This window comes from Paenibacillus sp. GL_099_B (assembly GCF_057835695.1).
Genome location: NZ_CM174430.1, coordinates 4,650,607 through 4,665,728, shown reverse-complemented (window position 1 = coordinate 4,665,728; position 15,122 = coordinate 4,650,607). Strand labels below are relative to the sequence as shown.

The 15,122-nt window shown below is 47.1% G+C and carries 17 protein-coding genes; 12 read left to right on the top strand and 5 right to left on the bottom strand.

From position 1 onward, the window contains the following. The first annotated feature begins 101 nt into the window (after nt 1-101). From AC3ITG_RS21145 to AC3ITG_RS21135, 3 genes are all read left to right on the top strand, one after another. Nucleotides 102-1,139, top strand: a complete 1,038-nt coding sequence (locus tag AC3ITG_RS21145; protein WP_489251256.1) for an NAD(P)/FAD-dependent oxidoreductase — start codon at nt 102-104, stop codon at nt 1,137-1,139. 228 nt (nt 1,140-1,367) lie between these two features. Further along, the gene (locus AC3ITG_RS21140; protein WP_489251255.1) at nt 1,368-2,012 is read left to right on the top strand and encodes a hypothetical protein; all 645 of its coding nucleotides are present in this window, start codon (nt 1,368-1,370) and stop codon (nt 2,010-2,012) included. A 537-nt stretch (nt 2,013-2,549) separates the two neighbouring features. Then, complete coding sequence (locus AC3ITG_RS21135) at nt 2,550-3,026, top strand: hypothetical protein (RefSeq protein ID WP_024630975.1); 477 nt, start codon at nt 2,550-2,552, stop codon at nt 3,024-3,026. A 223-nt stretch (nt 3,027-3,249) separates the two neighbouring features. Here the strand turns inward: AC3ITG_RS21135 and AC3ITG_RS21130 are convergent, their stop codons facing one another. Next, nucleotides 3,250-3,843, bottom strand: coding sequence for a thymidine kinase (locus AC3ITG_RS21130; protein WP_413372395.1), 594 nt, complete (start codon nt 3,841-3,843; stop codon nt 3,250-3,252). A 184-nt stretch (nt 3,844-4,027) separates the two neighbouring features. Between AC3ITG_RS21130 and AC3ITG_RS21125 the strand changes: the two genes are divergently transcribed. Continuing rightward, nucleotides 4,028-4,240 carry a hypothetical protein gene (locus AC3ITG_RS21125; RefSeq protein ID WP_064636776.1) on the top strand — a complete coding sequence of 71 codons (213 nt, stop codon included), beginning with the start codon at nt 4,028-4,030 and terminating at the stop codon, nt 4,238-4,240. Nucleotides 4,241-4,248: 8 nt separating this feature from the next. Here AC3ITG_RS21125 and AC3ITG_RS21120 read toward each other — a convergent pair whose 3' ends face one another. Both AC3ITG_RS21120 and AC3ITG_RS21115 read right to left on the bottom strand, forming a co-directional pair. After that, nucleotides 4,249-4,596: a potassium channel family protein gene (locus AC3ITG_RS21120; protein WP_024630972.1), complete on the bottom strand. Its 348-nt coding sequence runs from the start codon at nt 4,594-4,596 to the stop codon at nt 4,249-4,251. Nucleotides 4,597-4,781: 185 nt separating this feature from the next. Continuing rightward, the gene (locus AC3ITG_RS21115) at nt 4,782-5,105 is read right to left on the bottom strand and encodes a DUF2627 domain-containing protein (protein WP_063565720.1); all 324 of its coding nucleotides are present in this window, start codon (nt 5,103-5,105) and stop codon (nt 4,782-4,784) included. A 244-nt stretch (nt 5,106-5,349) separates the two neighbouring features. Between AC3ITG_RS21115 and lpdA the strand changes: the two genes are divergently transcribed. The 5 genes from lpdA to lipB all read left to right on the top strand — a co-directional run bounded on the left by lpdA (nt 5,350) and on the right by lipB (nt 11,576). After that, complete coding sequence (gene lpdA / locus AC3ITG_RS21110; protein ID WP_489251254.1) at nt 5,350-6,774, top strand: dihydrolipoyl dehydrogenase; 1,425 nt, start codon at nt 5,350-5,352, stop codon at nt 6,772-6,774. 140 nt (nt 6,775-6,914) lie between these two features. Beyond that, nucleotides 6,915-7,943 (top strand): thiamine pyrophosphate-dependent dehydrogenase E1 component subunit alpha, encoded by a 1,029-nt coding sequence (locus AC3ITG_RS21105; RefSeq protein ID WP_413372393.1) that lies wholly within the window; start codon nt 6,915-6,917, stop codon nt 7,941-7,943. Between the two features lie 2 nt (nt 7,944-7,945). Further along, nucleotides 7,946-8,932 carry an alpha-ketoacid dehydrogenase subunit beta gene (locus AC3ITG_RS21100; RefSeq protein ID WP_024630968.1) on the top strand — a complete coding sequence of 329 codons (987 nt, stop codon included), beginning with the start codon at nt 7,946-7,948 and terminating at the stop codon, nt 8,930-8,932. Nucleotides 8,933-9,248: 316 nt separating this feature from the next. After that, nucleotides 9,249-10,703: a dihydrolipoamide acetyltransferase family protein gene (locus AC3ITG_RS21095; RefSeq protein ID WP_489251253.1), complete on the top strand. Its 1,455-nt coding sequence runs from the start codon at nt 9,249-9,251 to the stop codon at nt 10,701-10,703. 165 nt (nt 10,704-10,868) lie between these two features. Beyond that, nucleotides 10,869-11,576 carry a lipoyl(octanoyl) transferase LipB gene (lipB, locus tag AC3ITG_RS21090; RefSeq protein ID WP_413372391.1) on the top strand — a complete coding sequence of 236 codons (708 nt, stop codon included), beginning with the start codon at nt 10,869-10,871 and terminating at the stop codon, nt 11,574-11,576. Between the two features lie 27 nt (nt 11,577-11,603). Here the strand turns inward: lipB and prli42 are convergent, their stop codons facing one another. After that, nucleotides 11,604-11,705: a stressosome-associated protein Prli42 gene (gene prli42 / locus AC3ITG_RS21085; RefSeq protein ID WP_090810668.1), complete on the bottom strand. Its 102-nt coding sequence runs from the start codon at nt 11,703-11,705 to the stop codon at nt 11,604-11,606. Between the two features lie 83 nt (nt 11,706-11,788). Here prli42 and AC3ITG_RS21080 point away from each other — a divergent pair, with 83 nt between their 5' ends. Beyond that, nucleotides 11,789-12,922: a M20/M25/M40 family metallo-hydrolase gene (locus AC3ITG_RS21080; RefSeq protein ID WP_489251252.1), complete on the top strand. Its 1,134-nt coding sequence runs from the start codon at nt 11,789-11,791 to the stop codon at nt 12,920-12,922. Nucleotides 12,923-13,049: 127 nt separating this feature from the next. Here AC3ITG_RS21080 and AC3ITG_RS21075 read toward each other — a convergent pair whose 3' ends face one another. After that, nucleotides 13,050-13,184, bottom strand: a complete 135-nt coding sequence (locus AC3ITG_RS21075; protein WP_090810664.1) for a Z-ring formation inhibitor MciZ — start codon at nt 13,182-13,184, stop codon at nt 13,050-13,052. Nucleotides 13,185-13,305: 121 nt separating this feature from the next. Between AC3ITG_RS21075 and AC3ITG_RS21070 the strand changes: the two genes are divergently transcribed. Both AC3ITG_RS21070 and AC3ITG_RS21065 read left to right on the top strand, forming a co-directional pair. Continuing rightward, nucleotides 13,306-13,881 carry an NUDIX hydrolase gene (locus tag AC3ITG_RS21070; RefSeq protein ID WP_489251251.1) on the top strand — a complete coding sequence of 192 codons (576 nt, stop codon included), beginning with the start codon at nt 13,306-13,308 and terminating at the stop codon, nt 13,879-13,881. After that, on the top strand, nt 13,881-15,101 hold the full coding sequence (locus AC3ITG_RS21065) for an endonuclease Q family protein (RefSeq protein ID WP_489251250.1): 1,221 nt from the start codon (nt 13,881-13,883) through the stop codon (nt 15,099-15,101). The genes AC3ITG_RS21070 and AC3ITG_RS21065 overlap by 1 nt, the downstream gene beginning before the upstream one ends. The last annotated feature ends 21 nt before the right edge of the window (nt 15,102-15,122 follow it).

Here is a 15,122-nt window from a genome sequence, read left to right as displayed (position 1 = left end):
TTGTAATTTGATAAGTTTCCCATTAGACTAGGGAAAGAGTGATAATGAGAATCGATATCAAATAGTCGAGCGCTTTGGATCGAACTGATGGAGGTAACTACATGGATCAGCATTTGGAATTATATGATGTAACAATTATCGGCGGGGGACCTGCCGGCATGTATTCTGCATTTTACAGCGGGATGCGTGATATGAAGACCAAGTTGATTGAGGCGCGGGATAAATTGGGTGGTCGCATGCTCTTTTATCCAGAGAAAATGATCTGGGACGTTGGCGGCGTCACTCCGATTCTGTGTGAAAATTTAATTAAACAGCTGGAAGAACAGGCGAGAACATTTGAGCCAACGATTGTGTTTGAACAGCAAATTGAAGGATTCGAGCGACAGCCTGATGGCACGATTCTACTGACATCGAATACAGGAGAACAACACTGGACACGTACCGTCATATTGGCGATCGGGTATGGTATATATAAAATGGCCAAGCTGGAGCTTGAAGGTGCTGACCGTTATGAGGTAACCAACCTTCACTACACAGTACAGGAGCTGGAACCTTTCCGTGGCAAACGGGTACTAATCTCTGGTGGAGGTGACTCCGCCGTGGATTGGGCTAATGAGCTTGAAGCACTGGCAGAGCAAGTGACGGTTGTGCATCGTCGTGACCGCTTTGGCGGATTGGAGCGCAATGTACTGCGGATGAGAGAATCCTCAGTGGATATTCGTACACCATACGCCGTTGATACCCTGCATAGTCAAAGTGGTGAGATCATCGAACAAGTGACGATATCCCATGTTGAGACAGGTGAGAGTGAAGTCCTTGAGGTGGATGCGATTATCGTCAACCACGGCATGAAGAGTGATTTTGGCCCCCTCCGGGACTGGGGACTTGATCTTGGTGAATGGCATGTCAGCACAACAGAGAAGCTGCAAACGAATATTCCAGGCGTCTTCGCTGCAGGAGACTTTGTAGATTACGGAAGTAAACTGTATCTGATTGCTGGTACATTTACGGATGCAGCCCTCGCGGTAAACAGTGCAAAACTGTATATGGACCCAGAGGCGGAGAAAGTGGCCTATGTGTCTTCCCATAACAGCCGTTTTAAGGAGAAAAATAAAGCACTTGGTGTTGTGGAAGAATAGAAATCTCTTCATATTAACTTCAACTCCAATTGTTCAAATCAAACGAAGTAGTTCTGGCTAATGCCGGAGCTACTTTTTTAGTTTCCATTTTCGGTATGAACCTCCTCGAATTGCACAACATAGAACAGGCACCGGAATTGAACATGCATCATCAACTGTCTATAATGAGCCTTAAAAGTGAGGAAAAACATCAAGAAACGTCAAACAGATTAGAGTGGAGTGCAGAATATGAAAAAAGAATCTCAACGTATATCCACATTCATTCATCGGTGGTTCAAAGGCCCTGAGAAAAAACGTATCAAATGGTCGGAAGTCTATCTCGCTGTTGCTGGTAAAATGCACTGTCTACTGGTGGAAGGCCGGCGCGCACGTTCAGCGGCCAGAAGACTGCATCAGGATTTACCTATTATCGCTTTAGGCCAGATGAAGCTGGAGCCGGGAGATATTTTATATACGCCAAGTTCGGAATCGACCTATTACGCCGGGCATATGGGGATTATTGGACTCGACGGTAAAGTGTATCACGTACACCCTTACGGACCTGTGTTTGCCGATTCCTTGGATTGGTACATCACCCGCTTTTATGAGGGAGATCGTTTCATTGTATTTCGCTCCCGTTTGAATCAGGCTGGTGTGAAGGCAGCACAGTGGGTACAAGATCATTATAAGCAGGTGAAATTCTATCGATTACAGACGAATCTGCGCAGCATCGAACGAAACTATTGTTCCAAATTTATATATCAGGCATACCAATTTACATCTGGAGTTGATCTGTGGAGTCGCAAGTTTGTGAAGCTGAATCAGGGATATATCTATCCGTTTCGAATTGAGCGCTCACCCGCGCTGGAGGTTCTTGGAACGTTTTATAAATAAGGCAAGTTAACCGACGGAAGTTCCTTTCTTTTACAAGAGGTTGGGACAGATTCTGTCGGTTTTTTTGTATGTGTAGAGATTAAAAACAGGAAAAAGGCTCAAAACGTCGAATAGATTATGAGATAGGCATGCACAACTTGGAATCGTATACATAACCAATGCAGGATCAATTTTTGCCCAAGCATAAGCAATTCACCCCTTAGAAGGCAAACAAGGAAGAGAGAGAAAGAGATGAAATGGCTGAACTTTGTGCGCAGGTTCAAATCAAACTCAAACGTAGTAAACCTATCCGATTACACTCCCAGGAAGGAAAGGAGGCAATATTGTTCCATCTGTAGTAAAAAAGTGAAGTCCATCGTGCATTATGCGTCTTCTCAGGGAAATGTTTCAGGTGTATGCAGTTCTTGTAAATCAGTGGCGGAACATCGAGGAATGTTACCCATTTAATAAGGAAGAGATACGCTCAGGAAATAACATTGCTTTGATTTATGAGCGTTTTTGTAGTACATTAGCAAATGTATTCGAAGGAGGATTCTAATGTACTCAGGTAGACAAGACGATACTTTATACATCATGACCTACACCTTAAACAGCGGTATCAAGGGTACGGTTCCACTGTCAAATAAGCAGATTATTGAGTGGCTGGATTGCTACAGAAATGAGAAGCGCTTCGTGACCGAAATCGGCAAGGAGTTTTTTGGATTGAATGCAGGATTGGTAGCAGATTTCAAAGTTCAGAATCATTTATCGGATTATCAGCAGACAATTATGCCTACACAGCAGCAGGATAACATGGAACGCTTGTCCAGCGCATATAAATCAACCGAGTTATTAATGAAGATTGATTGCAAATGTGGTACGGCATATGTGACGGAATCTCCATATAAGCGCACCAAATGGTACTGCACCAAGTGCAAAGAGATCGTATTTTTGGATGCCAAAAAAGGAATGGTAGAAACGTCGCGTGGCGACGCTTACTACATGACCAACAAATATTTTGTTTCCCGGGACTAGCGGGAGATGACGAATGGGAAGCATCGCTGTGAGGCGGTGCTTTTTTGTTTGCACAGAAAGAGCTAATGACGAAGATAAGAAGAGGTATATTAAGGGCATGCTGGTAAAAAGGAGTTATAATAAAAAAAGCCCTCAGGGGCTTTTTTTGAAATCTCAGGAAAACTGTAGCAGCAGATACCGCCGATCAGAACCTATAGATTAATCATTGAAAAGCTGAGTCAGCTCAGCATTCAACTTTGTGAGGAGGAATGAAGCAGCAGCGACAGCGCGGCTCATAAGCTTCTGAATCGCCAATCATGACGACAGGTCCAAGCGTCACAGGCTCTCCATTAACGATACGCTGGGTGAAAGCCGCATCCGGGCTTCCGCATACGGCACAGAATGCTGACAGTTTCTCAATGTCATCCGCCATAGCGAGCAAACCGCCTACATATCCAAATTCCTTGCCACGGTAATCCATATTTAGTCCATCCACAATGACATGTTTGCCACAGTAGGCAAGCTCGGAGACCAGTTCCATGATGGCACTGCTGAAAAATTGTACTTCATCAAATGCAACAATATCAGCATCTTTAGTCTGAGTCAGGATCATCTCTACGGATTCCGGGGTCAATTGCCGGGGAATGGAATGGGCAGGCAGACGATAGCCGATTCGGCTAACAATCTCGTCTTGGGCAAACCGATCATCTTCAGCAGGTTTGTAGGCAACGACCTTTTTACGGCCAAATTGAATTAATTTCTGACAACGGCGAATGAGTTCACCGGATTTTTCACTAAACATAGGTCCTGTAATTACGGTAATTCGTCCTGTTTGCACAGTTCTGCTACTCCTCTCACATACGGGATTCAACAAAAAAAAGCGACCATTACAGAGTACCACAAAATCTTTAGTAAGAGCCAGAACTAATCTGAGCAGCTTTGTGTTACTATATGGATTGTTAAGCTGTTGGTTACGGCAGTGTAGTGCATAAGCCAGGAGCGATTGAAAAGAGGTGTTAACGATGAGTGAAGCATTATCCGAATTACAAGAGCGATATGAACGTTTGAAAGGACAGTCAGTCCTTGACGAAGCTGCGCAGGCGTTGTTTGCAGACTTGTTCGCTGAAGCGGAGCGGCTGCAAGCCAGTAATCTGACGTTGCGCAGAACGATTCTGAAGTCCTCTTCCAAAGAGTCGCGCATGTCTACCAAGCTGCGGGATGCATTATACGAATAACCCGGAGACTACTCCGGGTTCTCTTCTGTTTGCAATTTGCGGGGAAATAGAATACCTGCTGTAATTCTGGCAATCATGGCGAAGGTGAGGCCGATACCTGCAAACATATAGATGACCGTAAATGCCTTGCCGAATCCGGTCGATGGTACAAAATCCGGATGCCCCACCGTCGTTAGAGTTACTGCGCAGAAGTAGAGGGCATCAATCCAGTGCAGACCTTCAACGCGAGTATAGAATAACGTGCCCGAGAGAAGTGTCGCCGCAGTTAATACAAACAGAGCCAGGAACTTCTGGTCCTTGAAGGCATGAAAAATGCCTTTAAGCAATCTTTTTAGCGTAATGATAAACGAGACCATGTTGATCCATCCTGTCTATGGAAGAGTGGGCATTGTGCATATTCAAGATGCTAACTCTGAATTTATGCAAAATACGTGTTTGAATAAATAAGCATTATACTTGATCGAGTACCGTATATAAAGGCAGATGTAAGGTTCGGATGTTGAAATTATGCGGAGCCAGAAAAATGACAAAAAGCCCGGACTCAGGAAGTCGTACCGGGCGTCTCTGCTTTGTCGGCTGAGGGTGCGCTTTTTGAACGAAAACGGGGTCCTACATAATTACGCTTGCGGTCACGGAACAGAATCCAGCCTCCCAGAAAACTCATGCCTGCGGCGAACAGGACAAGTCCTCCGCCAAAGGAGAGCCATTGAAAACCTGGTGAGATCTGCTCGTTCCCATGCTCGGCATAATACAGGAAAAGGGCGTCCTTCATCATTAGAAAACCCTTCATTGCCATTAACCCGGGAATGACCAGAACAATAATCGCCACAAATCGTGCAAAGACCAGTCTAGTATTCATCACCATTAAACTCCTTCTGCCTGAGGTTGACGTAAAATAAAGGTTGCGCTTACAGGTCATACCTGATTCCATCATAGCTTGGTTTCCAGAAGCTGTCCATGCGTTTCAGGGTCAAATTTTGAGTTGACTGCTCAAGGGGAGTACAATGGAATATAGATAACGTCTATGAAAAAGAGAATCATTTGAATCATCATTTTACAAATATATTGAAATTGTATTGAAATTATATGGATAGAGGAGAACATTAAAGATGCCAATTACATGTGATGTTGCCATTCTTGGAGGAGGAACGGGAGGGTACGTTGCTGCCATCCGTGCCGCACAGTTAGGCAAACAGGTTGTTATTATCGAGAAGGATAAGCTGGGAGGCACCTGTCTGCATCGTGGCTGTATTCCGAGTAAGGCATTGCTTCGAAGTGCGGAAGTATACGCAGAGATACAAGAGAGCGAAATGTATGGGATTGAAACAGCTGGAGCAACACTTGTATTTCCGAAGGTTCAGGCGCGCAAGGATGCAATTGTGGAGCAGCTTCATCAAGGTGTGCAGTATTTAATGAAAAAAAATAAAATTCAGGTCGTACACGCCAAAGGGCGAGTGATCGGACCTTCTATTTTCTCTCCACAGAGCGGTGCAGTGGCTGTCGAATTTGAAGATGGCGAGATGGATACGGTTGTGCCAACCAACCTTATTATTGCTACCGGGTCTCGCCCACGGGTTTTGCCAGGTCTTGAGCCAGACGGCCGGTACATCATGAGCAGTGATGAGGCTTTGCGAATGGACGAATTACCGGCATCCCTGATCATTGTTGGTGGTGGCGTGATTGGCCTCGAATGGGCCTCCATGCTGAATGATTTTGGCGTCGAAATTACAGTTGTTGAAGCCGCTGCTCATGTATTGCCAGCAGAGGATGAAGATGTAGCGAAAGAAATGCAGAGATTGCTTGGGAAACGCGGTGTTCGCTTCCTGACAAGCGCCAGCATTCTGACAGAGACATATAGCAAACAGAAAGACGGTATTCAGATTGATGTCAAGCTGGGGGACGATAAGCAAGAGACCCTGAAAGCGGACAAGATGCTGGTGTCAGTTGGTCGTCAGGCCAATGTGGAAAATATCGGACTTGAAAATACAGATATCAAACTTGAACGCGGATTTATCGCCGTGAATCAACATTTGCAAACCGGTGAGGGACATATCTATGCAATCGGCGATGTCATCGGCGGATTACAGCTGGCGCATGCAGCGAGTCATGAAGGCATTTTGGCAGTAAATCATCTGGCGGGTGAAACGGTACATGCCGTCGAATCACATCGAATCCCACGCTGTGTCTATACTCGTCCGGAAGCAGCGAGTATCGGATTTACGGAGCGCGAGGCCAAAGAGCGTGGTTATGAAGTGAAGACAGGTAAGTTCCCGTTTCAGGCCATTGGAAAATCTTTGGTTCATGGAAGTCGGGATGGATTCGTGAAGGTAATCGCGGATGCCAAGACGAATGATATATTGGGAGTACATATGATCGGTACCCATGTGACGGAACTGATCGCTGAGGCCTCCTTGGCTCAGATGCTGGATGCCACACCTTGGGAAGTGGGACAGACGATCCATCCTCACCCTTCTTTATCAGAAATCATGGGTGAAGCCATGTTGGCAGTAGACGGAAAATCGATTGGAATGTAAGCCGGACAGGCTTATGAGAAAGGTCCTTTCCTTTTTTGGGCAAATGGGATTATAATAAGGTTAAGCCAAGTCTTAGTACCAGGTTATAAGATCGGGTAGTAAGACAGGCACAAGGCTCTGATTAAAAGGAGGTACCTCATATGAGTTCAAAAGGTACTGCAGACGCGGTCCATCGGCATGAACAGCTGGGACTTAGCGATGGTGAAGTATTGGATATGTACAAATACATGCTGCTCGCACGCAAGTTTGACGAGCGTTGCTTGCTCTTACAGCGGGCCGGCAAAATTAACTTTCACGTATCTGGTGTAGGACAGGAAGCTGCGCAAGTAGGCGCTGCATTTGGTCTGGACCGGGATCACGATTATTATTTACCGTATTATCGCGATTATGGCTTTGTACTGGCGGTCGGCATGACTCCACGTGAGCTGATGCTGTCTGCTTTTGCGAAGGCGGAAGATCCGAATAGTGGCGGCCGGCAAATGCCGGGTCACTTCGGTCACAAAAAGCTGCGGATTGTAACGGGCTCCAGCCCGGTTACCACACAGGTTCCGCACGCTGTAGGATTTGCACTGGCTGCCAAAATGAAGAAGAAAGAATTCGTTTCTTTTGTAACTTTTGGCGAAGGGTCAAGCAATCAGGGCGATTTCCACGAAGGTGCCAATTTCGCAGGTGTTCATAAACTTCCTGTGATCATTATGTGTGAGAACAATCAGTATGCGATTTCTGTACCAATTCACAAACAGTTGAGCGGCAAAATATCCGATCGTGCACAGGGATACGGGTTCCCCGGACTGCGTGTAGATGGTAACGATGCATTAGAAGTATACGCTGCGGTGAAGGAAGCGCGTCGCCGCGCCATAGCCGGGGAAGGCCCGACACTTATTGAAGCGATGATGTATCGGTTGTCACCTCATTCCACTTCCGACAATGATCTGGCTTACCGGACCAAAGAAGAAGTTGAGGAGAACTGGAAGAAAGATGGCGTCCCTCGCATGAAAAACTATTTGATCGATTGTGGCATCTGGGACGAAGCCCGGGATGCGGATTTGGCTTCCCAGCTTGCGCTGGAAATGAAAGAAGCAACTGAATATGCAGACAACGCGCCATATCCGAAACCTGAGGACACTCTGACGCACGTTTATGCGGACAGCGAAGAAGGGGGACGGTAAACATGGCGGTTATGGAATATATTGATGCAATCCGTCTCGCGATGAAAGAAGAGATGGAGCGGGATGAAAATGTTTTTATCCTTGGTGAAGATGTTGGAGTCAAAGGCGGCGTGTTCACTACAACCAAAGGGTTGCAGGATCAGTTCGGCGAAATGCGTGTCATGGACACACCTTTGTCCGAATCAGCCATTGCAGGTGTAGCCATTGGCGCTGCGATGTATGGCATGAAACCTATTGCCGAGATGCAATATTCGGATTTCATGCTGCCTGCAACGAATCAGATTATTAGTGAAGCGGCCAAAATTCGCTATCGCTCAAACAATGACTGGAGTTGCCCGATTGTTATTCGTGCGCCGATTGGCGGCGGTATTTTTGGTGGGCTGTATCACTCCCAATGTCCAGAATCGATCTTTTTTGGCACACCAGGTCTGAAAATTATAGCTCCATACTCAGCATACGATGCGAAGGGACTGCTCAAAGCAGCCATTCGCGACCCGGACCCGGTTCTCTTTTTTGAAAATAAAAAATGTTACAAGCTGATCAAAGAAGATGTGCCAGAGGATGATTACATCGTTCCAATCGGTAAAGCTAACGTGCTTCGCGAAGGAGCAGATATTACGGTTATCGGTTATAGCCAGCCACTTCATTTTGTCATGCAGGCTGCTGAGGAGCTGGAGCGTGAAGAAGGCATTACTGCCCACGTTCTGGATCTGCGCACATTGCAGCCACTTGATCGCGAAGCCATCATTGCATCCGCTCGTCTGACAGGCAAAGTGCTGATCGTGCATGAAGACAATAAAACTGGTGGTGTAGGAGCGGAAGTTGCGGCTATCATCAGTGAAGAATGTCTGTTCGAACTGGATGCGCCGATTCAGCGTCTCTGCGGACCGGATGTACCAGCAATGCCGATTAGCCCAACATTGGAGAAATTCTATATGCTGAGCAAGGATAAAGCCAAGGAAGCGATGCGTACACTCGCCGAGTATTAATTTATTAAAATAGTATAAGTATCTTTTGTGGAATTGATTTTTTATAAAAAATCTAGAATTACACGATAACGGAGAGTGCAGGACCAATCTGAAGAAGCGAAGTTAAAAGCTTTCTGGAAGAAAGCTGCTTCGTAAGCAAATGCTTCGCCTTTATCACCGGATTTTACCTTTAATTAAAGGGGATTGAAAAAATCTGGGGATAACAGCGATCGGAAGATGGTGCTGCAATCGTAGTTGTAGAGTGTTATTTCGTTAGTTGTTTTTATAAGTAAATCCCCATAAAAGGTTAAAAGCAAAGTTTGGAGTGATATAACCAATGAGTATGAAATGGATCGAGGTCATTATGCCGCAGCTGGCGGAATCGCTGGTCTCGGCTACCATTGCCAAATGGTTGAAAAAACCGGGTGACCGGGTTGAACAATACGAACCGATCTGTGAAGTAATTACGGATAAAGTCAACGCAGAGATTCCATCAACCGTTGATGGAATTATGGGTGACCTGTTGGTCGAAGAAGGTACGACCATTGCGGTTGGCGAAGCCATCTGTCGCATGCAGGTTGCTGCTTCTGATGAGGAAGCAGCAGAGCAAGTAACACAAGCTTCGCAGCAACAGAATGGTGATCATGTGCATGTGCAACAAAGTGCGAATTACGCATCTGCTGCTGGTGCAGCGAGTACAACAGGCCATGATCCCAATCAGCCGATGCGTAACCGCTATTCTCCTGCGGTTCAATCCCTTGCAGCCGAACATGGTCTGAACTTGCAGAGCATTCAGGGCACTGGAGCAGGGGGACGGATTACACGTAAGGATGTACTGGCAGTGATTGCACAGGGTGGAAACGCGGGCGCAGCGTCTGCACAGTCTTCTACTGTAGCAGGACAGCATGCCTCTTCGGGAGTACCTTCAGGTTCTCCTTTCAGCGGATTGAATCGGGGGAATGCAGACTTGGGCGCATCTGCGGGAGAAACAGTTCCAGCAGCCGACGCAGGCGTTCCTGTGAGACATTCAGGCATACATCTGACCGAAAGTCCGAAAATCCCGCAAATCGAAGTAGAGGGCGGCGGACAGGGAAGATCCGAATACTTCATCGACGTTACTCCTGTTCGCAATGCCATTGCTCGTAATATGCGTCAAAGCGTATCGGAAATCCCTCACGCGTGGACGATGATTGAAGTGGACGTGACAAATCTGGTGATGCTGCGCAACAAACTCAAGGATGAGTTCAAGCGCAAAGAAGGCATCAACCTGACGTACCTGTCCTTCATGATGAAGGGTGTCGTCAATGCCATTAAAGACTATCCAATCATGAACTCCGTCTGGGCTGTCGATAAAATTATTGTCAAACGGGATATCAACCTGTCCATGGCAGTGGGTACAGAAGACTCTGTACTGACACCGGTGATCAAACATGCCGATCAGCGAAATATTGCAGGTCTGGCCCGGGAAGTGGATGAACTGGCACGTAAAACACGTGAAGGTACTCTGAAGCTGGACCATATGCAGGGCGGAACGTTTACGGTCAACAATACGGGGTCATTTGGTTCGATTCTGTCGCAACCTATTATTAACTACCCGCAGGCGGCGATTCTTACATTTGAGTCGATCGTTAAGAAACCCGTGGTCATCAATGACATGATTGCTGTCCGTTCCATGGCGAATCTCTGTCTTTCCCTGGATCATCGTATTCTGGATGGGGTCATCAGCGGACGTTTCCTGCAACGTGTAAAAGAGAATCTTGAAGGATACACCATGGAAACGAAAGTATATTAAGTGAGAGCATATGCATCATTTCAATGAGTTACTAATGATGCCAAGTGCTGAATAGGTGGATAATGGGAAAGTGTATGTGCCAATGGCCGTGCACTTTTCCCGTTTTCTTCAATGAATGCTCATCATCATACAATGAACATTGAAACAGAAGGGTGTGGGGGAATCATGAGCAAGCCACTGGATGTTATGTACATACCGATGCTTGATTATGAAGAGGCTTGGAACCGCCAGAAAGCGATTGTGCAGCAACTGGATGAGGGAGAAGGTGCGGAACAGATGCTGTTGCTCCAGCATCCGCCGACGTATACGATCGGTTCACAGAATCACCCGGAGCACCTGCTTCTCAGTGAAGACGAACTGCGGGAGCAAGGCATCTCCTTGTTTCAAATTGACCGCGGCGGTGATATTACTTATCATGGCCCTGGCCAGTTGGTAGGGTACCCGTTACTTGTGCTTGGACGAGATGAAGCCTTGGATTTACATGGCTATTTACGTTGTCTGGAGCAGATGATTATTGATTATTTGGCTGATCAGGGTATTGAAGCGGGACGTAAAGAGGCTTACACGGGTGTATGGATCGGAGATCTGAAAATTGCTGCCATAGGCGTAAAGTTCAATCGGTGTAAACACCGGCGCGGCTTCGTGACGAGTCACGGATTTGCTTTTAATATCACCTCCGGCATTCAGCACGCGGGTTTTCAGGGGATTATTCCTTGCGGAATTGAACAGTATGGTGTGACCTCGCTGGAGGATATTACAGGCAAGACCTACACTGTGGAACAGGTTGCGCAGGAGATCATTCCATACTTTAACCGGATTTTCCCGTATGAGATTACCTGGATTACAGAAAAAGAAGCCCTTCCCCGTCTGTAAATCAGACAGTCAAAAGGCTTCAGGTTTCTATCCGAACAATAAAGGTTCGAGCGCAATGAAAAGGGTGGACCCAATCATGGCGAGCAGCATGAGATAGATAATGATGCGGAACCATTTCTTTTTTTGCATGATGAGAGAACTCCTTTCAACAAATGAATAAACAGACCATAGTAATTGTATTGTACCGTATCGACGAAAGGTAGGAAAGTCCTATGATAAAACAGCAGCGTGTTATTGATCAGTTTATGGAACTGGTGCAGATTGATAGTGAAACAACCCATGAACAGAATATATCAAAAGTGTTAAAAGAACAGTTTACTCAGCTGGGCCTCAGTGTATATGAGGATGACACAATGGAGAAAACCGGACATGGCGCTGGTAATCTCGTGATTACCTGGGAAGCGGAGGGTGCGGAAGAAGCTGCGCCAATTTTTTTCACATGTCATATGGATACCGTAACGCCTGGACAGGGGATTAAACCTGAGCTGGGTGAAGACGGCTGGATCCGCAGTGATGGCACGACGATTCTGGGTGCAGATGACAAGGCGGGGATTGCCGCTTTGTTTGAAGCGATTCGAGCTATTCAAGAAAACAACATACCGCATGGGAAAATTCAATTTGTGATTACCGTTGGGGAAGAGTCGGGTCTGGTTGGTGCACGTGCAATGAATCCGAACGATATTGAAGCCGAGTTCGGTTATGCCCTGGATTCCAACGGGGCTGTGGGTACAATCTGTGTAGCAGCACCGGCGAGAGCAGAAATTCAAATGAACATCTATGGGAAATCCGCACATGCGGGCGTGAATCCGGAAGACGGCATCAGTGCCATTCAAGTGGCGGCCAAAGCAATTGCGGCGATGAAGTTGGGACGAATTGACGATGAGACTACGGCGAACATCGGCAAATTCCAGGGCGGATCAGCACTGAACGTCGTCTGCGATTTTGTGCAGATTGAGGCTGAGGCCCGCAGTATTGTGCAGGAGAAGGTAGAGCTTCAAGTGACCCAGATGCGTGAAGCACTGGAAACGACATGCCGCAAATATGGTGCAACCGCTGAATTCCGCAGTGAGATTCTATATCCTGCATTTGGCTTCCATGATGAACACGAGGTTGTTCAACTTGCACAGCGTGCCATTCGGAGCATGGGGCTGGAGACTAGCAAGTTTGCCTCCGGTGGTGGCAGTGATGCCAACATCTTCAATGGGTTTAACATTCCTACGGTCAACTTGGCTGTAGGCTATGAGGACATCCATACGACGAAAGAACGCATCCGCGCCGAAGATATTGTGAAACTATCTGAAGTGGTTGTGGCTATTATTCAGGAAACGGCTGCAAGTAAAAAGTAATCCAAAGAGACTGAGGGTGAAACTTCCCCATGCTTCAACTGAAAAGTCCGAATCCGGTACAAACCGAGTTCGGACTTTTTGGCAAAACCATGTTATATTTCATGGGTATTGCAGACCAAGAACAGTATCATTTACGTCCAGCGAGCATATCGATTAATTTGGCATCTGGACCCCACTCACGTACCCATTGTTTGAGTATGAGCTGGACTTGTCTGGCTTGTCCGACCACGTGTACGGATTGCGGTGTTAAATAACTGTTCATTGGTTGTCCCCCTGATTCGCTATATTTATTTGAAATCGCTATAAGCTCACCATATGCCAAAAAACAGAGGTTTATACGTATAGAGAGAACCAAAATTCGAAGAAGTGGAGTTGAAGAACAGATGAACCCAACCAATCATAAGCATCCTGCCAATCCAAAACTTGACGAAGAGACGATATCTACAAATCCCATCTTCGAGGGCAAAGTCATTTCTCTTCAGGTGGACACGGTCAAGCTACCTAACGGTCAGACTGCTACCCGTGAGATCATCCGTCACCCTGGAGCAGTAGCTGTCCTCGCGCTGAATGGCGATCGTATGCTGGTCGTTGATCAGTATCGTCAGGCCATGGGACGTACAGAAGTCGAGATTCCGGCAGGCAAACTGGACCCGGGAGAAGAGCCTGAAGTGGCAGCAGCGCGTGAATTACGCGAAGAGACCGGTTATGTAGCTAAATCACTGCGGCATCTGCGTTCGTTTTACACCTCGCCAGGATTCGCGGATGAGATCATCCATTTATATATCGCCGAGGAGCTCCAAGCAGGGGACATGTCTTTGGACGAAGATGAATTTCTTGAAGTGTCTGAGATTACAATTGAAGAGGCTTATCAGTTAATGGATCAGAATCGGATCAGTGATGCCAAAACGATGATGGCAGTGTATGCATGGGAGCTTTACAGAACGACAGGACGGTTTTAATGATGAATGAGCAACAGGCAGCGTCTGCAGTGTGTGAGCCTTGTTATGCAGACCTTCATATTCACATTGGACGAACTTCGCGCGGTGAAGCTGTTAAAATCAGTGGCAGCCGTGATCTGACATTCGAGAACATTGCTAGAGAAGCTTCGGATCGCAAAGGAATTCATCTACTCGGCGTCATTGATTGCCACTCTCCAGTTGTGCAGATGGACATCGAACAGCTGCTCGAGAACGGCACGATGTCCGAGCTTGATGGAGGGGGCATTGCGTATCAGGACACAACCATCCTGCTGGGTACGGAATTGGAGCTGCGCGAGCCAGGGATGCGGGAGTTCCATATGCTGGCCTACTTCCGTGATCTGAAAACCATGAAGTCCTTCACGGACTGGATGAAACGTTATATGAAAAATGTAAACCTGAGCTCACAGCGGGTGTATGTACCCGCGCTTGAGATGCAGGCCGAGATAAAGGCGCGTGGCGGGCTTATTGTGCCAGCGCATGCGTTTACCCCGCATAAAGGCATATATGGCAGCACAGCCCCTCGTATGGCTGATGTGCTGGATACTAGCCAGATCGATGCCGTTGAGCTTGGGCTAAGCTCCGATTCATCCATGGCCAGTTATATTCGGGAATTGGATCAGGTTCCCTTTCTGACCAACTCGGATGCTCATTCTCTGGGCAAGATTGGACGAGAGTACAACGAGTTGCAACTCGCGAAGCCTTCCTTTGACGAATTCAGCATGGCACTTAAAGGACAGGCAGACCGAAGCATTACAGCTAACTACGGTTTGGATCCGAGACTTGGCAAATACCACCGTACCTACTGTGCATCCTGTGGGAGCATTATGGACGAGCATGCGATGTCGGCAGAACGCTGTCCACACTGTGGCAGTGTGAAGCTTGTGCAGGGTGTACTCGATCGTATACTGGCAATCGCGGATCGGGAGAGTCCGCATGTTCCAGCAAACCGACCTGCTTATCACTATCAGGTACCGTTGGAATTCATCCCGGGTTTGGGAAAAGCCAAACTGCGCCAGTTGCTGGACCGCTTTGGTACGGAAATGAACGTGTTACATCGTACTAGCGAGGAGGAACTTGCAGGGGTCGTTGGACCGGTTCTCGCAGGCCTTATCGTTGCGGCGCGGAATGGTCAACTGGAATTGTCATCTGGTGGTGGGGGCACTTACGGAAAGGTGTCCAGCAAGGAAAGATCAGAGTAGAGAAGAAGTTTGCGGTATGAG